Raw genomic sequence first — 20,563 nt, forward strand, 5'->3', positions numbered from 1 at the left:
GAGCAAGGCTGCATGAAAGAAGAACAGGCTACTGCTGGCCGTCGCACCGTGGTGGGCGGGGTCGATACGCACAAGGATCTGCACGTGGCGGCCGTCGTTGACGAACATGATCGCGTGCTGGGAAGCGAATGTTTCCCAACCACACGACACGGCTATAAGCAGATGATGATATGGATGCGCTCATTTGGCGAACTCGCCCGAGTCGGCATCGAGTGCACCGGGACCTACGGCGCGGGCCTGCTTCGCTATCTGCAGCAAGGGGTAACGGTGCTGGAGGTGACCACCCCGGATAAAAGCGACCGGCGCAAACGCGGTAAGGACGATACGCTGGATGCCCAGAACGCAGCACATGCTGCCTTCGCCGGCGTACGCACGGTTACACCGAAGACCCGTGATGGCATGATCGAGTCTTTGCGCGTGTTGAAAGTCTGTCGCAAGACGGCCATCGCCGCCCGGCGTGTTGCCCTGCAATTGATCCACAACACCATTGTCTGCGCACCTGATGAGCTGCGTGAGCCACTACGTGCGATGACCCGCATGCAGCTTATCCGCACGTTGGCCGCGTGGCGTCCGGATCTCTCTGACTTCCGGAATCTGGCCTCTGCTTACGGGATCACGCTAAAGTCGCTCGGACGTCGCTATCTCGAACTGCACGATGAGATCGCCGACCTCGACGTCATGATAGCGGCCCTCGTTGACGAGCTTGCACAAGATCTGGTCTCGCGCAATTCAATCGGCTACGAGTCCGCGTCGCAGCTGCTGTTGACAGCTGGCGACAACAGTAGCCGACTTAAGTCGGAGGCGAGCTTCGCCGCCCTGTGTGGCGTAAGCCCCGTCCCAGCGTCTTCAGGAAAGGTAACCCGACATCGGCTAAATCGAGGCGGGGACCGCGCTGCCAATAGTGCACTGCACATCATTGCCATCGGTCGATTAAGAACCGACGCCCGCACGAGGGCCTATGTCGACAAACGCGTCAGCGAGGGGCACTCCAAGCTTGAAGCGATCCGCTGTCTCAAGCGCTATATCGCCCGGGAGGTCTACTACGTAATTCGGCAGCGTAACAGCCAGATCGGACAGACTCAAATTGCTACTTGACCTTTAGAAGGGCGTCCAGGGCAGCCAGTTCACAGCGACAGACTTCACCGACGCGGTGCTCCGCCGCGGCATTCGCTTGTCCATGGACGGCAAAGGTGCCTGGCGCGACAACGTGTTCGTCGAGCGTGTGTGGCGCAGCGTGAAATATGAAGAGGTGTATCTGAGGGCCTATGAATCGGTCAGCCATGCCCGCCGTTCTATTGGCGATTACCTGAATCTTTACAACCAGAAACGACCTCATTCGAGTCTGTCCGATCAGACGCCGGATGAGGCATACTTCGCGACACTGCCAGCGATCAAATCGGCAGCTTGATGACCCCGGCGCTTCCACTTATAAACTCGATCTGACTGTCCGAACCAACGGCGTCACCTCTGTCGCGCGCACCTGGGTGGGCGCACTGGTGCGCGGGTACAACGACGAACATCGTCACAGCGCGATCCGGTTCGTGACGCCGGCGCAGCGTCATGCCAACCTTGATCAGGACATTCTGGAATCGGCGCATGGCGCTCTATGAGACTGCCCGGCAACGCAATCCGCTGCGATGGACAGGCCGCACGCGCAAGTGGCAGCGCATAAGTACTGTGCATCTGAACCCGGATCGAACTCACAACCTGCCAGGCACTCCGCAGCGCGATAAGCAGGAGCGAAAGGCCGTCTGAACTCTAAACGTTGAGGCAACAACTACCTTGAAAATTTCCGAGGATGGCATCGAGCTTCCGTGGGTCGATGAGCAACCTCCGCCCGGGATAAGTGCTTGCGAAAATCGAGCCAAGGGCGGCCTGCTGATCGTCTTCGGACCTTAGCGATAAAGCTGCCGGGACAATTGACCGCATCGTACTGACCACTGAGCTGCAACGTCAGCAATCTTCGAACGGCGACGTAGCGAAAAGTGTTTCGTCGACTGACGGCGACAGACCAGTCCTGGTCAGTAACAAACCATCGCACCACACACGTTCGACGCGTCCCCACGCACAGGCTGAAGCAGCGTCCGGGAAGAAACCTCGTCCGTGATAGTTGGCGCTCGTGTTGCAGAGCAACGGAATGCCCGTCAGCTTTTCGTATTCGACCAGAAGTTGCGCCACCGGATGCTCGGAAGTTCTTGAAATGGTCTGCAATCGGGCAGATCCGTCAAGATGCACGACGGCAGGGATTTTTTCTCGCCATTCCGCGCGCGTCTGATGATCGAACAACATATAGGAATCAGGGCTCCCCGGGCTAAAAATGGTCGGCGCACGATCCTCAAGGCAAATTGGCGCCACGGGACGGAAGTGCTCTCGAAACTTGATGTCGTTGAGATGATCCTTCATTGTGGGCAAAGTCGCGGCGGCCAGAATGCTTCTGCCCCCCAATGCTCGTGGTCCGAGCTCGGCCCGGCCGGCAAGGAAAACGACGGGCTTGCTACTGGCGAGTATGCTGGCGAGTTCTGCAATGGAGCAAGTAGACGCCGTCCATCCGGGCGGTACTTGGCAACCTTTTAAGACCGGTCCGCTATATACCGACCACTCCAGCGGCACGAAGCCCTTCTCAGCTGCCAGCGCGCAACAAGCGGCGCCGATCGCCGAGCCGCTATCGTTGGGAAACGGCGGTACCCAGATTGCGTCGAACAAACCGCTCGCGCGCAGGGCGCTGTTCCATTTGATATTGAGCCCGCATCCGCCAGCGATGCACAAATTTCTCGGCCCCGGAATCGAATGGCGCTGCAGCGCGATACCCATTTCATGAACGAGAAGACGCTCGAGGAATACATGGAACGAGGCGAGTACGTCTTCGGATGGCCTGGCTTCCAGTCGCAGCGCGCTAGCTTCGAAGAACTCTCCTACAGCCGCTAGTGACGCGTCCGCGCTGTGGATGTTCTCGCGATAAGCTTGCGCACACTCCGCGTCGCCAGCAAAGCGTGCCTGATAAAGCCCGCGAAATACCTCAACGATATCTTCGTCAACGGAGCCCAGCGCGATGTAAGCCATCAGCTTGCCGGCCACACCCAGATCCCACCGGGCGCCGCCCGGCTTCTTATAAGGACCAAAGTGATGACCCGCTGCGGCGTAGATGTGACCTACCATGGGGAACAGGCAGTCAACATGGCGGGCGTGGTGGCGTTCTACATGATAGAGCCGTGGGACGATGCCACCATCCCACACCAAACAGAATGCAGGTTGCCCGCTTTGGGCAAAGGGACTGGTGCAGTACGCGGAGGCCACATGGCCTGACACATGAGGATAGCTTTTATAAGGAAAGGAGTGGCCGCCGACAAGCAGTCCGGAGCCGTCGAGCGAAGCGAGCAGATCATCGGCTCGGCGTTCGGCATAAGGGGCCCCTTTTAGGCTGACGGGAAGCGACCCACTGAGGACCCGAAACTGCGACTCGACTACCCCGTCCCAGCCGTCGATGACAAACTGGTCGATATCGTGCGCACGGAAACCATGCTCGGACAATGCGATCGTGATCGCGTCGAGGTCGTCGATCGCCTGATACCGCGGATTGTTGTCTCGCTTTTCCTGCTCCACGCAAAAAACGAGTTTTCCATCCTCGACAAGGGCGATCGCTCCGTCGTGTGTCAGTTTGATCCCACAGATGCGCATAATATCTCCCTGCCTAACGCTGGTAAGTTGGTCCACACGAAGGAGAAGTCCCGTTCCGAAAGCAGGCGAGCAGACAGTCTTCATTCAACGACTGACCGACGCAGCTCAAACGATCGATCTCAACCAGCTCTTCTTCCAGGATGGCTATGACCGTCTCGGCTCCGGCAACGTGGCCCCATCGCCGGCAATTGGCGTCACGTGCCGATCCGAAAACCAGCTGTCCACCGGGCGCAAGCATCCGTGCTAAATTGCGGACAGCGGCGCGCACCTCGACGCTGCCGTCGAGGTAATAGAGAACCTCCGCCACCACGATCAGATCGAACTGTTGCTCAGTCGAAAAATGCTGGACATCGGAGACGATCCAATTGATGTGTGGTGGGTCCATCATCCGTTCGCGTGTCCTAGCAATTGCGCGTGGCACAATATCGATCACGGTGAGCCGTTGGCAGTGCGGTGCCAATTTTTCCGTAAAGGCTCCGCCGGCGCATCCGACTTCGAGCGCATTTGTGACAGATCCCTGCGAAAGTGCCATCCGAAGCATTTGCCTGTGGCGCTCGTGCTCAAACGGATTGTTGTCGAGCCGCCATGGATCGTCTGTGTCCAATTCCCGGCGCAGCAATTCGAAGTTCGTTTGATGTTTCAATTCCGCCATACCTTTATGGTTCGCCGCTGCAAGTATCCGGACCTTGGGCCGGGACTGGTGCTCCGTTGAAAAGAGGCGTGTTGCTACGAGAACTGCACGGCGACCAAACGCTATTGTTTAACTTCCAGAAAAAATAGCTCGCGAGGGCTGTTACGCAGCTTCAGACCTTCAGCCACTCATTGGAAGGGCGTCGTTACCGTGACAACGCCCGTGAGGGATGCAGTCGAACCCGACGCTGTTCCCACAATCCGCGCAGTTCCTTGACGAGGGTTTCACGTCGCGTCTGCTCAAGCGTAATTGTATCGAGAAGATGTCCGAGCACGGCTTCGCCTTCGATCTGCATTAGCATATCGAACAACTCATGTGAAATGCGCACACTGTCACAGATGGAGCCGCCGGTGCGAATTTCGCATACCGTCTCCTGACGATCCCGCGCTGTGTGAGCGCGGATTCGATAGAGCGATGCATAGGGCGGCAGTGAAACCGCGAGCGCAGTCCAATGTTCCTGCGTTGCGGGCCGTTTTTTGACGAGGAACGGCCCGACCACAAGTCCATCCAGCTCTGTCGTCAGATATGTGGCAATCGCGTCTGCAACCGAATCTACGATTGGCTCAGCGTTGTTATTAAAGGAAGTGTTGAGCAGAATTGGGATTCCTGTCCGCTTCTTGAACGCATTAATAACCTCCCAGTAGGCGGGATTGGTTTTCCGCGATACTGTTTGCAGCCGCGCTGTACCGTCAATGTGCGTGATGGCGCCGAGCAAGGCACGCTTGGAGTCGCGCACGCGAACTACAAAATTCATAAAAGGGAATTCGCGGGTACCCTCTGGGAGGTCAAAAAATTCGTGCGCATCATCCTCCAGCACTGATGGCGCGAACGGTCGGTAACCCTCGCGCTTCTTGACCATGGCGTTGATCCGGTCCTTGTTTGCGGTCGGCCTGGGATCGGCAAGAATGCTGCGGTTGCCAAGCGCGCGTGGCCCGAACTCCGAACGACCCTGCACCCAGCCGATCACGGCGCCATTTGCCATCCAGTCGGCTGCTCTGCCTGCCACGTCATCACTGCGTTCAACGTCGAGGTGTCCGGCCCACGCATTCAATTCTTGCTCCACGACTAGATCGCTCCCAAGATCGGGCCCCCAATAGACCTCCTGCAATCGCTCACGCGGCGCGGGCTGACCGAAGTCGTTTGACATCATAAGGGCGGCGCCTAATGCGCAACCGGCGTCGTGCGCTGCGGGCTGCACAAAGATGTCTTCGAAAAGTCCCGAATACAGCAGCTTACCGTTCATGGTGCAGTTATGAGCTACTCCTCCGGCTATACACAGCCGCTTCATACCGGTGACCTCGCGATGATGGCGGAGAATGTGAAACACGATCCGCTCCAGCGCTTCCTGCAATGAAGCAGCCACATCTCGATGCTGCTGTGTGAATGGCATTCCCTTTCGCCGGACCTGGATGCTGCGGAGCAACGTCGGACCGATGCGGTCCAGGTAGACGCGGTACTCACCGTCGGCGGAGAGTTGATAGAATTGCTCGAAGAGCCCGCGATAGGGAGCGGGGTCCCCATAAGGTGCAAGCCCCATGACCTTGTATTCGTCGAACAAGCCGTAACCGAGATACCGGATTGTTTCGAGATAGAACAGCCCTAGAGAATTATGCTCTGCGAAAGTCGCGAGTTGCGTAATTTCTGTTCCGGACCCGAGCGCCAAAAGCCCCGAGAGGAAATCACCACCGCCATCGACCGCGAGGATCAGACTTTGCTCGAATCCAGACATCGCAAACGCGCTCACGGCATGCGCCAGATGGTGACTCACGAATGAGACTCGCGAAGGATCGACTTCGGTACCGAACTCCTGCATTAGTAACTTACGCAGAAACAGCTTGGCATCCACCGGAATTGAGATGTTCGGCTGGGACAGGAACAGGCGTTCGAGCATGACGTTGCAATAGGCCTCGGTAGCGTAAAACGCGATGCGGTCGATATCGCTGAGCTGAATCCCTGCGGATGCAAGGCAGTATTGAATCGAACTGCTCGGGAACTTGTTAGAGTGCTTGATCCGGTTGAGGCGCTCCTCTTCGACGGCCGCTATTACGCGTCCGTCCCGGACAAGCACCGCAGCGCCATCGTGCAGAAATGTGTTCGGCAGTTCGAGTGGATTTTCATGAACTTTGTCCAGCCCGCCGCTCACTCCTAAGCACAGCATGTCTCTCTCCTTGATTGTGGGAGGAAGGCCCTATTGGCAAGACTCGAACCCGCACCACCTAAGTAAGGTAGGCTATCGCTCGCCGCTGCGAATACCAGTCAGACCTCACCAGCCCCGAAGAATCTCGCGTAGGGTCCGTCTGCAAAATGGCGCCGCAATTCATGAAAATTCCGTACCGTTTGGTCCAGTGGTCGCGTTTCCTGGCGCTGAAGGATGACGCGACCAGAAAGCTGAGGCGCTGGAACTTGGAGAAAATCCCAAATCGTTGCCAGGCATGCGGCGGATTCGCAAAGAAGGCTCTCGTACTCCATCACAAGCAGGTTGGTCGATGCGAAGGAGTGCGCGACCCTAGCGTGGAAATCCTCGGCGGTCTTGAAGTAGGCCTCGCAGTCGGCGATTGACAATCCGACGCGCGGAGGCAGAGCCGCATCGTTGCCAGAACTGAACCTCAGCCATTGGCCGGTTTGCCTTGCCTGCACCAGCGATCGAAGCGATTCCAATGTGTTTCTGCGAGGCAGGAGGATGACCTTGAGGCGTGGCCAACGAGCCAGCTCAGCCAATAAGCCCGGACGGGCGCGAAACTGAGGTTCATTGATCTTGCAGCCGACATGCGTCACATTGGTCTTGTCGCTCCGCGTCGGGTAGCGAAGGTAGGCAAGCTCGAGGAGCTCACGGTCGCCACGTAGCAGGCGATTCTTATCGGGCCAATTCGTATCATACGTATTGAGCAGCTCACCGTTGCTCAATACGTTCGGATGCCTGTTTAGCAACTGCTCCAGATAGTGCGTGCCCGTCCTTGGCATCGCAAGGATTGCAAATGGCTCAGGAGGCGGTGTAGGGTGGGTCATTCTGGCTCCAGATAACGTTGTTCGCGACAGTTCGGGATTGAATCAATGATGTGAAGTCAGCCGACTCACGATGCCAGCGTTCCAGCGTCGATAGATTGACTGGATGCCATTGAGGATCTTCCGTGACAGGCTGACTTCCACACTGGCGATGGTTGCGCTTCAGTGATGGCGCGACCAGAAAGCTGAAGTGCTGGAACCTCGCGGAAATCCCAAATCGTTGCCAAGCATGCGGCGGGCCCGCGAAGAAGACTACCGACGCATGTGATTGATCGACGACTGCTGCAACGTCATTTGCTCGGCTTCGCTCAGTTCTACCGCACACTTCATCCGCTACCCCGGCACCACGAAGGCGCCAGCAGGTTGACGAAACTCAATCGGATGTACCAGGAACACTATCCTCCATACTGTACAATTCGTGAAATCGATTGTTTTGATGGAACACATCCACACTATGGATAAGTTGGGATCATGCGTTTCAAGGGCCTCGATCTAAATCTCCTCGTCGCGCTCGATGCTCTGATGACCGAGCGTAACCTCACCGCGGCGGCACGCAGCATCAACCTGAGCCAGCCGGCCATGAGCGCGGCCGTCGCCCGGCTACGCGCCTATTTCTGCGATGAACTGTTTACGATGAGGGGCCGGGAACTTGTCCCCACACCGCGTGCTGAAGGGCTCGCTGCTCCAATCCGCGAGGCTCTGGTGCACATCCAGCTCTCCGTTATTTCCCGGGACGTCTTCAACCCGGCCAAATCGGATCGCCGCTTCAGGATCATCCTTTCCGATTTCATGGCAGTCGTATTTTTTCGAAAGATCGTGGAGCGTATTGCACGGGAAGCTCCCGCCGTCGGCTTCGAATTGCTACCACTTGCCGATGACCCCGATGAGGTTCTCCGGCGCGGCGAAGCCGACCCAGGCGATCTTCTTCAATGACGACCGTGGATAGCCTTGCTCCAGGCAATGTTCGAGATACTGATCTATCGATGCGGCGAACGGGTTTGAGCAGTGTCGAGCCAGATGACAAGGGCGAGCGAATAGGGTTTCCAACATGGCTTGCCCTCCTTTGAAAACATGGGCGAACCAGTATCGAACGATTTAAAATATGTTGCATACTTCTGGCCGTTCGCCGCGCCATATATTTGGCCGGCACATAACCCTCAGGCGCGTACGGCCTGCAATAAACCAGTCTGATCGACAGCCGTGCGCAAATGCCTTGCAGCGTGGAAGCGCGGTAGGCGGCACCACTGTCGACGATCAACATCTTCGGTACGCCGCGTTTGAGCAAGGCCTGTTTGAGCACGCCCTCGATGTCGATCGCGGTCTCAGAGAAACAGAACGCGCTATGGGCGATGAGCCGCGAGGCGTCGTCCATCAACGAGGCCAGGTAAGTCTTGCGGCGGCCACGGCCGAGCGACAGGTGCGTACCGTGCAGAACATCGCCGTACCAGATGGAGCCGGCGTGTTCGGCCACGAAGCTGCGCTTCTCCTCGGGCATACTCGCCGAGCCAATGATCCGCGAGAGCCCATTGGCTTGCAACAGCCGATGAACGGCGCAGCGCGAGAGCGTGTCGTGCGCCACGATACCGGCGGACTCGAGCAATAGACGGATCTGGCGGATCGAACGTCGCGGATTCTCGCGTTTGGCCGCAAGGATCGCCGCTTGCACTGCGGGCGGCAGCTTCGATTGCCAGCGATCAACACGAGGCTTGCCGCATAAGCCTTCCAGCCCGTGTTGTTTCCAGGCGTAATACCACGACTGAAGCGTCTTCTCGCCGATGTGGTGTCGGCGGGAACCCGGAATGGCGTACTCCTGCTGAGCCAGTTGCCGGATGATCTTCTGCACATCGCCACGATCAAGCCGTTCCCGACTGACCAGTGGTCCGAGTACAGATAGGCGAAACAGGGCCTTCGGGTCGATGTCCTTCATGCGCACTCCAATTGTTAAAAGGGAGCAACCATGAGAACCGCGATCCGAATTCGGCGCGAGTGGGCAAAGTGTGTGGATAGCCGGAATGACAGGAATTACGCCGTCGCGCACCCGTTCAGAAGCCGTTGATCACGGGACGCAAACACCGTCGCCATCGAGCCAGGCCATCGCCTCACACAGTGGCATGCGCTGCAGACAGCGCAACCAGAATTCAGCAATCTCGACTGAGCGCCCGAGTTGGCCGAAACGGCTACGCAAATAGAATTCGAAGGTGAGACTGCATTCGCCGAGGCGTTGCCACCAGCGCCGTACCGTATGCCGACCAAGCGCGAAGATCGCGCTGGCACGGGGCGCTGCGAGCAGCCGGCAAACAGCAGAAGCAGGACCTGCTGCTGGAGCGCCCAGTTGTACCAGCGGTGGGGCGCAATGCACAGCGGCAGGCGCGAACACGTACGGCTGCAGGCTCGACAGCGAAAGCGCAAAACGGGAACCGGATTGAGATCACCGGCGGCGCTGCGGTCAGCCTTGCGGTGATAGCGGCCGTGACACCACACGCCCGAGCAGCCGCAGTGCCCGCAAGCGACGGGCCGATGGACCTGTGGCGTGCGATCGGCCGCGTTGAGATGTCGTTCAAGAACAGGAAACGCGAATACAATTCGAGGCATAGGCCGGTCTGGTTTGTTGTTCGTGTGGGGCTTCGTCACTTCCCACGATAACAGAGCAGTACTGGCCTTCTTCACGTCCGACATATCTCATGATGTTCAAGGCGGCGTGCTACAACTTATCCTATTTGATACCGAGACGAACAGCTCCGCTGAAACCCAAATTTAGTGCGACATAACAGTGTACACAGCCTTGGGGATTCGGTTCATCAATACCTCCATTCCTCAATTTTACGGAATGTTGGCGTTCACTTTTTTCAGCCGAGCTCAGCGGCGATTGTGCCGATTTCGCGGATTGCTTCGGGCTAGAATGAAGATCTGGCTGTCTAGGTAGCCCTGCGTGCGCGCCCGCGCGAAGTGTGCGGTGAGCGTCAGCTTTGACTACTGAAGCGATGCTGAAACGATCGCCATGGACTGCAATGGAGTTCTACCATAGCCACGCCGCGGGCATATTGTCGATCTGTCAGTTGATCTTCCGACGGCGATTATCGGGACCCGGACTGTGCGAGCAAGGCTTCAACGACGTCCAAGCCTATGCAATCGAGCGGGTCCAGCCTGCGCAGCTTGGCGATCAGCTTCAGTGCAACGGCGCGCTCACCGCGCCGCACGCTGATGAACGCGAGCGCCTTCAGTGTGAAGAGCCAGAAGCGGCCCGGACCAGGAATGGTGAAGTCGGTGTCGCCCGGCTGCACCGCACACCAGTCGCTGTCGAGCGACGCTTGCCGGGCGGCGGCCGCCAAAGCCTTGGTCGCGACCTCCTGCGCCTCGCCAAGTTCACCCCGGTTCGCATGGAACTTATACAGCAGATAGTAGGATGGCAGGCAGCGCGGATACGACAGGACCGCAGTCCACAACGCGGCGGCCACATCGTCATTGCTGCCGCCGCGGGTTGTCTCGATCAACTGTAGCACGGGGGAAGGGACGTTGCCGCCAAACAGATCGGTCGATTCGATACCAGTAATGAGATTCAACAATTTACTCCGATATGGTGAGGCGTCCGGCCGCTTTTGCGGCGCGCGGAAGCCGATGTGACGATGGATGTGTTTGTCTACCCGAACTTGAACTGGATGCCATGCCCGCCGTGCGGATACACCCATTCGAGGTTGTGATGGTCCGTGCACAGAATGCGGCAACTACCGCATTCCAGGCAGCCGTCGGTAATCTGCGTGACCGAGCCGCTGCTCTCCTTCCGATAACAGGAGACCGGGCACACGAACGTGCAGTTTTTTCGGCACAGTCGTTGGTGCAGACTTCAATGCTTTTGATGTGGACGTGCGGCGCCCCGACGTCCACGCGGTAGCGGTTCTGAAACAGCTTTTCCTCGATATTGACAGTGACCGTTTTCATCAGAAGGCTCTCCGAATTTGTATGCGTCGCTGACCAGCCCGGTCAGTGAGCGATTTTTGCGGAGACTGGCCATGATCTCGTGCTTTCTGGTCTTTTTGTCGACGCCATTTACCGTAATCATGGTGCGGGCCGCTTGAGCGACGAGATCAGGGTATGTTGTAAAGAACTGTATCGCCGAAACACCCTGGCGCACGATAGTGTTGGTGACAGGGTGAACCCGGACCTGCACGGAATCCGGGAACTGTTTGATGCAGACGACAATATGCATTGAGGTACTCCAGGTCAGGCGCCGCCGCGTGCCGGCAGCGACGCGCGCAGGTCGTCAACTGAGACGAGCCGCCGACCGTCCGCTTCCAAAAAACTTTGAATACCTTTTGCTTCGCGGGCGTGGATACAACGAAGTCGTTGTCGGCCTTCTGCAGTAAGCATCGGTAAACGGCGAGCACGGCCGTCGCGCTGTTACACGGCAGTTCTTTCTGTTGCTCGATACACTGAAAGAAGCGCTTGAGGATGTGCAGGCGGCTCACGTTCACCACTTTCTCGTCGAATGCGATGTCGAAGAATCGCAGGAAATCCTCGGCCGACGACAGGTGACGCAGTTGTTCGATAACTTCTTGCATGTCGTTACTTCTATTGGACAAGTTCGGCCGCCATAACCACACTCACGAGACTTTCACCCGCGTGCTGCGGGTTTGGGTCAGGAAGCGGCGCAAATCGGTTGCATTCGGCGCCTGCTTGTACTGCGTGGCGAAAGAACGGATGCGCGCAAGCAGGAGCGGGATGAGCCGCTCCGACACCCTCACGCCTAGAGCGTCGTAGGCCTCACGCACACTTTGAGATCCAGAATGTTTCCCGAGTATCGTCGACCGTTGCCGGCCGAGCTCTGCCGGATCGAATCCCTCGTAGGTCGTGGGGTGCTTCGCGAGGCCGTCGGTGTGAATGCCCGACTCGTGAGTAAAGATGTTCCTACCGATGATGCTCTTGTTGAAGGAAACTGCGCGGCCTGAGGCTTGTTCGACTAACGACGAAATGTCGGGCAGCGCTCTGGTGTCGACGCCAGTTTCTCGTCGCAGCAGGTGCCGTGCGCCCATCACGACTTCTTCCAGCGCTGCATTGCCGGCGCGCTCACCCAACCCGTTGACGGTGGTGCTCGCATGGGTCGCGCCGGCCCCAAGGGCGGCTAGTGTGTTGGCTGTGGCGAGCCCGAGGTCGTCGTGCGCATGTATTTCGATCTCCAGATCGACGGCAACGCGTAGCGCTGCAATGGCGTAGAAGGTCTTAAAGGGGTCCAGGATACCGACAGTGTCGGCAAAGCGCACGCGCTGGGCGCCGTGCTGCTGCGCGCATTGAGCCACTTCTACGAGAAATGAGGGATCCGCGCGCGAGGCGTCTTCCATGCCCAAGGAAATTCTGGGATGGTTTTTCGCTGCCTCGCCGACGACGCGTGCGATCTGCGCCAGTACCCAACTGCGCGACTGCCGCAGCTTGTGTTGCAAATGAATATCCGAAACGGGAACCGAGAGATGAACGATATCGGCATCACAACGCAATGCCGCGGTGAGATCCTCGTCGGTGAGGCGCCCCCAAACCATCAGGCGAGCGTCGAGGTTCAGGTCGACGATTGCAGCGATGCACGCCATTTCGTCCTCACCCATGGCAGGAATTCCGATTTCGAGTTCGGCCACGCCGGCCTGCGACAGTGCGGCGGCGATTGCGCATTTTTCCTCAGTGCGAAATGCGACGCCAGCGGTCTGCTCGCCGTCGCGAAGCGTTGTGTCATTGATGATCGGATTGAGCATGTCAGGTCTCTTGAGTTGTCGCCGATGGATTGCAAGCGTTGTGCCAAGCGAGCATCTACAGTCGGGGCACAATTTGCGGGATGTCGACCGGCACAATGTCGGGTTATGGCGGTGCATCGTCCGATTGTTCGTGTCGCGAATGTTACGTTCCGGACAATTCGGCCGCGCTGGAGGTGGCTCGATCGGTTCCATCCGCTAGCGGATGGAATGTCGAACCTGTTCGCTTGATGCATACTCGAAATAATTAGGCTAACAAAGCAATTTGGCCATGAACCGGTCGAGATGGAATGGACGCTGCCCTCCCTCCGGAGAAGTGGGCGCGCTTCAGGGTCCCCAGGACCGAACGACATCAATGTGCCGAAGTGGAGTTGCGACACAACCACTTGAGGAACAGAGGCCCCAGATGGACGCTACGACATATGGACTCGATACTGCAAAACGGGTGCTCCCGGCAGATTCGACTACAGCAACATCACCTCGTCCTGACGAGGTGTAGGAGGGACATGTCGGCGATTCACGAGTCAGTTCGAAAATGACCTTGACAACTTTCTGCTCGTAGAAGGGCAACCCCTATCGCGTCGCGAACAATTTAACGTGGCAGTCCCGTGGCGATTCAACTTCTCTCGAATCCCCTGGCCAACTCCCAATCCGTGACCCGCCGATCGTATTCGAACTGCTCCCATCGCGCGGCGTGCACGTAATGATCGACGACCTCGTTCCCCAACACCTCGCGCAGCCACGTCGAATTCGAACTGATGTCGGTGGCGTCCCGCAGCGTTTTCGGAATTTCCGGTAGCTCGGCATCCCGATAAGCGTCGCCGACAAACGGGTCTGGCAATGCCAGTTTCTCGTCGATGCCCGCAAGACCCGCCGCGATCAGGGCCGCAAAAGCGAGATACGGATTCAGATCCGCACCGCCGATGCGGCACTCCACGCGGACGGCGTCCGAGCTTTCGCCGCAAAGGCGGAAACCGACCGTCCGATTGTCCTGGCTCCATGCGACCTTGGTCGGCGCGAACGTGCCGATCTGGAATCGCTTATAGGAGTTGATGTGGGGCGCCAGAAAGAGGGTGATGTCCTTCGAATATTTCAGCAGGCCCCCAAGGTAATGGTGCATCAGATCGGACATGCCGTGAGGCGACTTGTCGTCATAAAACAGCGGTCGCCCGTCCAGCGACCGCAGCGAGGCGTGGACATGACTGGAGGAACCTGCCAGATCATAACTCCACTTTGCCATGTAGGTGATCGCCTTGTCATGCTGTGCCGCAATCTCCTTGCTACCGTGCTTAATGATCGTATGGTGATCGGCCATCACCAGCGGGTCGGAATAGCGGACATTGATTTCTCCCTGACCCGAACCGCCTTCGCCCTTAGAGCATTCAATGGCGATTCCTGCGCCGTGCAGTCCGTTTCTGATCGGGCGCATGACGGATTCCTGGCGCGTTGTCGACAGGATGTGGTAATCCTGATTGTAGGCGCCGAATGTCTCCAGCTTATTGTATTTTTTTCTCGATATCGCCTCGTAGGATTCATCGAACAAATAGAACTCCAGCTCCGATGCGAAACAGGCGCACATGCCGCGATCGGCCAGCCGGCGCAACTGTTTCTGCAGAATCTGTCTCGGCGAATGGACAACCGGCTGCCCATTATGATCAAACACGTCGCAGATCACCAATGCGGTTGCGTCGAGCCACGGCAGCCGCCGCAAGGTGGAGAGGTCGGGCTTGAGCAGGAAATCGCCATAACCGTCCACCCAACTGGCGCTGGTATAACCGGGCACCGGCAGCATGTCCATGTCATCGGCCAATAAATAATTGCAGGCGTGCGTTTCTTGGTAGCCGTGATGGACAAAAAAATCGGCATGACACCGCTTTCCCATCAGGCGGCCCTGCATGTCCACCATGCAGACGAGCACGGTGTCTATGGCGCCAGAGGTCACTGCGTGCTTCAATTCATCGAATTTCATGCTCATGTTTTCAGCCATCTATCAAGAAGAAGGTGTCATTTCAATTATCTGCACGGGAGGCCCTTGGGGCGGCCGGGGCCGAGGTGGTTCCAATCCGTATGGGCGTACGCCGTCGGGCGGCCATCATCGATCGATGCCGATCCTGCCCGGATCGGATGGGGTGGTTTGAAAAATCTGGGTTATCCAGTTTCCGAACAACAGATGTGCGTGACTACGCCACTGGTTTTTTGGCGGCAAGGTTTCGCAGTCGTCGGGGAAATAGTTTCTCGGAAGATGGATGTCTCTGCCCGCGTTTCGATCGCGGAAGTACTCGTCGGCCAGCGTGTGTGAGTCGTACTCGATGTGGTTGAAGATTTGGAGCGCGTGATGTTTGCAGTCGTTGAGCAGACAGAGGCCGGTTTCCGCCGAGTCAATGAGCACAGAGACGCCGCTGTCGGCCGGAATGTCGGTGTGCCGCATTTCCGTCCAGCGTGACACCGGGATATCAAAATCGTCGGAAAAAACCCTTCAGGTACGGCGAGTCGATTTTTAGGCCGTGATGCCTGAATACACCAAAGGCTTTTTCATTCAGCGCGTATTTGGGCATGCCATGAAAATAATGCATTGCCGCCTGGGCCCCCCAGCAGATGTTGAAGCAGCTGTGGACGTTGGTTTGCGTCCAGCTGAAGATGCTGGCGAGCTCGTCCCAATAACTGACTTCCTCAAAAGGGATCGTTTCGACCGGCGCCCCGGTAATGACGAATCCGTCGAATTTCTGCGCCTTGACGTCCAACCAGTCGTGGTAGAACGACACGAGATGTTCAGTCGGCGTGTTCTTGGGCGCGTGGTTGGTGATCTTGACGAGCGTCAATTCGACCTGCAACGCTGTGGCGCCGAGCAGGCGGGCAATCTGGATTTCCGTACTGATCTTGTTTGGCATGAGATTCAGCAAGCCAACGCGCAGCGGCCGGTGATACTGATATACCGTGCTCTCTTCGTCCACCACCGTGACGCCTTCCGTCTCAAGTGCGGACACTGCGGGCAAACCTTTGGGAATTCTGATTGGCATGGGCTTGCAGCCTCCGTTATGAGTTAAACGTACGCCAGGTATCAAAACGATTCGGTCGCGGCTTTCGCCGCAGCCGGCATCGATCACGGAAACCATACGGGAATTGCGATTTATTCTGCAGCGTATTCATTCGTCTTTTCTGCTTCAGTGCGCGACTGAGACGATGCCAATCCGAGCATCTGGCCGATATCGGCATCGATCGGCCAGGTACTTGCCGATCCACGCTTGACTGGCTGCCAGTTTCGGCGGAAGCAAACTGCCTGGCAGCGGAAACAATCAGATCTGCTGCCTTTTCGCCGACCATCGTGACGGTTGTATTGATATTGACCGACACCATCGCCGGACACGGACACGGACACGGACACGGACACGGACACGGACACGGACACGGACACGGACACGGACACGGACACGGACACGTCGCAGACGCGCAGCCCGGAAACCCCCTTGACCTTCAGATCGGGGACGCGACGGCGTTCGGATCGTTGGCGGAGCCTGCTCGACAGGTGCCGGCAGCGTGATAGTTCGTCTGGCAATTTTTCCGGATGTATTCGCGCAGATCGCTCTCTTGAATAATGTCGGGGCCGGGCAGCAATTCCTTGCTGATAATTCTCTTGAAGCTTTCCGTCTGGCCCAGCCGCCGGCAAACGAAACGCTCTCGAGCAGAATATTCTCGTCGTAATGATCGGCGTCCGAAAGATAGTTGAGGTCGATTGTCGGCGCGACGCAAATATCGGGGGAGGTAATTTTCGGAACCCGTGGCTCCGGCTTCTGGCGACATTCGGCTCGAGCGCAATAATAGATCTCGCTTCGGGGTCGACGCTTGGTATTCGTCACCGAACCGCCCGTTGACCCAGCCGGCCGTCGGGCCGAGTTGTAGCTGGCTCTCCACCGATTGCGCGCCCGGTGTGGTGTTCAGCATGGCAATCGCCTCGTAAGGCGTGATGTGCCGGTCGGGTACCGGCGCCGCCGTTTCGAAAATCACCGGCACTGAGTAGTGATCGATCGGGTGTTTGCCGACACCGGGACTGTGGTGGACCACGTCGATACCGAGTTCACGCAGATCGGCCGCATCGCCGATTCCCGAGCTCAAAAGAAGCTGAGGAGGTTGGATGCTCCCTGCGCAAACAATGATTTCCCGCCCGGCGGCAATGCGCCCCCTCCCGGTGAGGCAGGCGCTGGCCACGCTGCCGATGAACTTGATCCTGCCGACGAGCGTGTCGGTCTGGATCTCCAGATTAGGGGGCAAGGACGTCAACGGATGGAGGTAGGCGACGGACGACGAATTCCTCAGGCGCCCGTGCACGTTCAAGGTCAGCATGCCAATGCCGAAATCGACCTTCGGCAATCCGAGCGCGACACCTGCCTCGATAAACGCGCGCGAAGCGAGGTGTCGCTCCGGACGCTGCTCGATCGTGACGCGTTCTTTCAGATGCTCGAAATACGGTCTGACATCCTTTCCTGACCATCCATCGGCACCAAGCTCGCGCCATGAATCAAAATTCGCTTCCGGCGGTACCAGGTAGGCACAGTCGTTGTGATTGCCGCAGCCGCCCCGCATCCTGGCGCGCGAGTACGTGATCTGGCGGCCGGAATGCTTCTTGGGTTTGGTCAGGAACGCCCAGTCCGTACCGGAATCGAGTTCAAACAGACGGGAGATATCCATCATCGCGGGGATTCCCTCGTCAGGTGGTCCTGCTTCGATGAGCAGGACCGAGCCGATATTCGCATCGGCGAGCCGTCGCGCGATGATCGATCCGCGCTGCCACCGCCAATTAAAATATAGTCGAAGATCATGGTGCTCCTTTTTGTCATGCCGTTGATCGATAAACCATCGGTGATTCCAGTCCGTCAATAAGGAGACAGGATCAGACCAAGCGCGACCAACGCGTAAATCACGCCTGTTACCCTGTTGAATGCAGATTTGTTGTCGAAGGCCGCGCGCGCCTTGTGGGCGAGGAACATATACCCGCTATAGATCGAGAGCGAAATGACCATCGCCGCCAGACCCAAGGAGATTGCCTGGATGGTGTACGAAACGCGCGGGCTGATGAAACTCGGGTAGGTGAGCAGGCTGGCCAGCCATCCCTTGGGGTTGGTCAGGGAAACGAGCAGCGAATCGACAAACATCTGCTTCGGGCTCGAATCGCCGACCTTCCCGTCGCTCGGCCCGGATTTCGCGAAGAAGGCGCCGACCGCGAGGTAGGCGAGATAGATCGCCCCGATCCATCGTAGGTAAGTCAGGATCCAGCGATGGTCATAGATGATCAAACCGACGCCCGACAGCACGACCGTCGCGTGAATGGCGGTTCCCAGCCCAAAACCGAATAATGCACCGGGAATTGTCGTTTTGATTCCATGCCTGATCGCCTGGGCAACTGCAAACGCAACGTTGGGGCCGGGCACGGCGATTGCGGACGTGAAGGCAACGGAAAACAAAGCCAACAAATGTAAATCCATAAATCGTCCAGTTAGCCTGAAGATGCGATTGAATTGCAAGGGAGATTGGATTGCCAAAAAACCGGCCCGGCCGCTATTTCGACAATTGCCCCGTTGATTGATAAGCATGGCATGCACTTCCGAATGCCCTGAATATCTTCCGGCTCGTGGTATCGGCGGCGGCATGCCATTCGGGGTGCCACTGCACCGCGAGTTGAAAGGCCGCTGACGTCGTGTAGGACAGAGCCTCGATCACGCCATCCTCGGCGACCGCTTCCAACTGAACACCGGACGCCACCGTGGTGATGCCCTGGTTGTGCAGGGAATTGACGTAGAGCTCGCGGTTCTCGACGATCGACGACAGTAGTCCGCCGGGAACGACCTGGATCGTATGAACGGGGAGATACTGCTGATCGCGAGGCACGTTCGGGTTCTCGCTATGCACGATGCCTTGGCCCACCACTGACAAGTCGGCATGCAGCGTGCCGTTCCGATGAACGCTCATCTCCTGCAAACCGCGGCAGATACCGAGGACCGGCATTTCGAGTTCAATAGCGACCGACAATGCGACGCTTGACAGACGATCCCTTGGCCGATCTCGCTCGCCGGGAATGACATCGTCTTCCCCGCGATTCCAGACGCGTTGCTGCTCGTTGAAGATCCTGGGATCGAGATTCGATTCGTCGCCGGTCAATACCAGGCCGTCCAGGCGCCGCATCACTTCGCGGAAATTGCGCACGGTTGCGTCCCAGGGCAGATCGCCGTCGATCGTTGGCAGGATCACGCATTCGACGGATGCGTGCCGGTCGAGCGCATCGATGTAGCGCCGCCGCAACCAGTCACGGTGAACGCCGTCGTAAAGGTGACGATTGGCCGTGACTCCGACGACGGCGCGACCCACATCACGAGGTTTGTCCATCATTGCTCTTGCACCGCCGTTGAGAGGGATGCACGCCGCGCGTCGTAGAGACGCCTGTTCCGGTCGAGCAACTGGCCGATGACGCTCGGCTGCCCCTTGGGGCCACGCACAAACAGGCCGCCCCAGGAATCGGTAATCTCGGCATAGTTCGGATCGCGCATGCGGATGTTCTGCGCGCGCGCTAACAGCCAGAACGGAACACCGGGCGAAAGATGGTGCTCCAGATGGTATTCATCGAAATTTACGCCGAACAGCAGCCGTTCGATCAGGTTGCCCTTTCGGTTGCGCGTGAGATAGACGTTTTCGACCTCGGTCTCGCACATTGGCGAGTGCTCGGCGATCTCAATGAACCAGCCCAGTATCTGGAAGGTGGTCAGATAGGGAATCAGCCAGAACAGCACCAGTAAATGCAGCGCACCGGCCTTGGCAAAGCCGGCAATGATGATCACCCAGAAGGCCGCGAACCCGTAGGAATCGATGGCGGCGCCCCGTTTGTCGACGCTCTTGTCGTCCTTGTTCGAAATCAGAAAGCGGTTGTGCCACAGGTACTTCAGATAGCGCAGCGTGGCCCCGCCCAGAATGGCCTTCCAGACGATCGAAAACGCATACTCGCGCGGCTCGCGCACCTGATAAACCCCGGAAGAGATGAAAAACTGCAGGTCGGGATCTTGCTCGGGATCGCCAAGGTACGGATGATGAAGATGCACATGGGAAACGCGATAGGCCCAGTGCCGTTGAAAGATCGGATAGGCGGCGAACGTAATGCCGAGAAAATGGTTCCATTTTGTATTTTTCGCGAGTATCCGGTGGGCGGCATCGTGCGAGATCGTCGTCAGCCCCCGCTGATGCGCGCCAATCATGAGCACCGCAATTGGGTAAAGCCACCAACTGAACCGAACCGTGACAAACGCACAAGCCAGCATGACCAGGTAGTCCTTCAGAACGTACAGCGCGCCGGTGATATTGTCCGGTCGCAATTCGGACAGATCCCGCGTGATGTCGCGGGAGAAATGGAATGTATCGAACCGCTTGTTCCGCAGTTTCCAGACTTGAGACGTTTCCATGATGGTTATCTTCCTCGCCGGAT

The 20,563-nt window shown here is 57.8% G+C and carries 14 protein-coding genes and 8 pseudogenes; 4 read left to right on the top strand and 18 right to left on the bottom strand.

The window, feature by feature from the left end; translation table 11 throughout:
* Positions 1–12 precede the first annotated feature (12 nt).
* The 3 genes and pseudogenes from B0G74_RS05465 to B0G74_RS46455 form a co-directional block, all read left to right on the top strand.
* Positions 13–1,095, top strand: coding sequence for an IS110 family transposase (locus B0G74_RS05465; RefSeq protein ID WP_132373964.1), 1,083 nt, complete (start codon positions 13–15; stop codon positions 1,093–1,095).
* A gap of 16 nt (positions 1,096–1,111) precedes the next feature.
* Positions 1,112–1,408 (top strand): annotated as a pseudogene (locus B0G74_RS05470) (integrase core domain-containing protein); the annotation flags it as partial.
* Positions 1,409–1,505: 97 nt separating this feature from the next.
* A pseudogene (locus B0G74_RS46455) lies at positions 1,506–1,755 on the top strand (IS3 family transposase); the annotation flags it as partial.
* A 198-nt stretch (positions 1,756–1,953) separates the two neighbouring features.
* On the opposite strand, the gene nodU reads toward B0G74_RS46455, so the two are convergent.
* The 4 genes from nodU to B0G74_RS05490 form a co-directional block, all read right to left on the bottom strand.
* A complete protein-coding gene (gene nodU / locus B0G74_RS05475) occupies positions 1,954–3,675 on the bottom strand; it encodes a nodulation protein NodU (RefSeq protein WP_132373965.1) in 1,722 nt (573 codons plus the stop codon).
* 13 nt (positions 3,676–3,688) lie between these two features.
* Positions 3,689–4,327 (bottom strand): nodulation methyltransferase NodS, encoded by a 639-nt coding sequence (nodS, locus tag B0G74_RS05480; RefSeq protein ID WP_132373966.1) that lies wholly within the window; start codon positions 4,325–4,327, stop codon positions 3,689–3,691.
* Positions 4,328–4,511: 184 nt separating this feature from the next.
* Positions 4,512–6,524, bottom strand: a complete 2,013-nt coding sequence (locus B0G74_RS05485) for a carbamoyltransferase (protein ID WP_116140763.1) — start codon at positions 6,522–6,524, stop codon at positions 4,512–4,514.
* Between the two features lie 98 nt (positions 6,525–6,622).
* Positions 6,623–7,372, bottom strand: a complete 750-nt coding sequence (locus B0G74_RS05490; RefSeq protein WP_132373967.1) for a sulfotransferase — start codon at positions 7,370–7,372, stop codon at positions 6,623–6,625.
* Positions 7,373–7,840: 468 nt separating this feature from the next.
* Here B0G74_RS05490 and B0G74_RS05505 point away from each other — a divergent pair.
* Positions 7,841–8,281, top strand: a pseudogene (locus B0G74_RS05505) (LysR family transcriptional regulator); the annotation flags it as partial.
* Between the two features lie 259 nt (positions 8,282–8,540).
* Here the strand turns inward: B0G74_RS05505 and B0G74_RS05510 are convergent.
* From B0G74_RS05510 to B0G74_RS05580, 14 genes and pseudogenes are all read right to left on the bottom strand, one after another.
* Positions 8,541–9,296, bottom strand: a pseudogene (locus tag B0G74_RS05510) (DDE-type integrase/transposase/recombinase); the annotation flags it as partial.
* Positions 9,297–10,443: 1,147 nt separating this feature from the next.
* Positions 10,444–10,929 (bottom strand): hypothetical protein, encoded by a 486-nt coding sequence (locus B0G74_RS05520; protein WP_105512344.1) that lies wholly within the window; start codon positions 10,927–10,929, stop codon positions 10,444–10,446.
* A gap of 77 nt (positions 10,930–11,006) precedes the next feature.
* Positions 11,007–11,305, bottom strand: a pseudogene (locus B0G74_RS46460) (ferredoxin family protein).
* Positions 11,306–11,321: 16 nt separating this feature from the next.
* Positions 11,322–11,474: pseudogene (locus tag B0G74_RS46465) on the bottom strand (FAD-dependent oxidoreductase); the annotation flags it as partial.
* Positions 11,475–11,573 (bottom strand): annotated as a pseudogene (locus B0G74_RS46470) (nitrogen fixation protein FixA); the annotation flags it as partial.
* Positions 11,574–11,587: 14 nt separating this feature from the next.
* Positions 11,588–11,925 (bottom strand): annotated as a pseudogene (locus B0G74_RS05540) (nitrogenase-stabilizing/protective protein NifW).
* Positions 11,926–11,967: 42 nt separating this feature from the next.
* On the bottom strand, positions 11,968–13,104 hold the full coding sequence (gene nifV, locus B0G74_RS05545) for a homocitrate synthase (protein ID WP_121311294.1): 1,137 nt from the start codon (positions 13,102–13,104) through the stop codon (positions 11,968–11,970).
* Positions 13,105–13,717: 613 nt separating this feature from the next.
* Positions 13,718–15,070: a glutamine synthetase family protein gene (locus B0G74_RS05550; protein ID WP_105512310.1), complete on the bottom strand. Its 1,353-nt coding sequence runs from the start codon at positions 15,068–15,070 to the stop codon at positions 13,718–13,720.
* 123 nt (positions 15,071–15,193) lie between these two features.
* Complete coding sequence (locus B0G74_RS46475) at positions 15,194–15,529, bottom strand: homoserine O-succinyltransferase (protein ID WP_243658105.1); 336 nt, start codon at positions 15,527–15,529, stop codon at positions 15,194–15,196.
* A 25-nt stretch (positions 15,530–15,554) separates the two neighbouring features.
* Positions 15,555–16,214: a homoserine O-succinyltransferase gene (locus B0G74_RS46480; RefSeq protein WP_243658106.1), complete on the bottom strand. Its 660-nt coding sequence runs from the start codon at positions 16,212–16,214 to the stop codon at positions 15,555–15,557.
* Positions 16,215–16,572: 358 nt separating this feature from the next.
* Positions 16,573–17,787 (bottom strand): GMC family oxidoreductase, encoded by a 1,215-nt coding sequence (locus B0G74_RS05565; protein WP_347814510.1) that lies wholly within the window; start codon positions 17,785–17,787, stop codon positions 16,573–16,575.
* 182 nt (positions 17,788–17,969) lie between these two features.
* The gene (locus tag B0G74_RS05570; RefSeq protein ID WP_243658107.1) at positions 17,970–18,686 is read right to left on the bottom strand and encodes a LysE family translocator; all 717 of its coding nucleotides are present in this window, start codon (positions 18,684–18,686) and stop codon (positions 17,970–17,972) included.
* Entirely contained in the window at positions 18,652–19,476 is an 825-nt protein-coding gene (locus B0G74_RS05575) for a gamma-glutamyl-gamma-aminobutyrate hydrolase family protein (protein WP_243658108.1), read from the bottom strand. Before B0G74_RS05575 ends, B0G74_RS05570 begins: the two co-directional genes overlap by 35 nt.
* On the bottom strand, positions 19,476–20,540 hold the full coding sequence (locus tag B0G74_RS05580; protein WP_128589490.1) for a fatty acid desaturase family protein: 1,065 nt from the start codon (positions 20,538–20,540) through the stop codon (positions 19,476–19,478). Before B0G74_RS05580 ends, B0G74_RS05575 begins: the two co-directional genes overlap by 1 nt.
* Positions 20,541–20,563 lie beyond the last annotated feature (23 nt).

It is taken from the genome of Paraburkholderia sp. BL9I2N2, from assembly GCF_004339745.1.
Classification (GTDB): Bacteria; Pseudomonadota; Gammaproteobacteria; order Burkholderiales; family Burkholderiaceae; genus Paraburkholderia.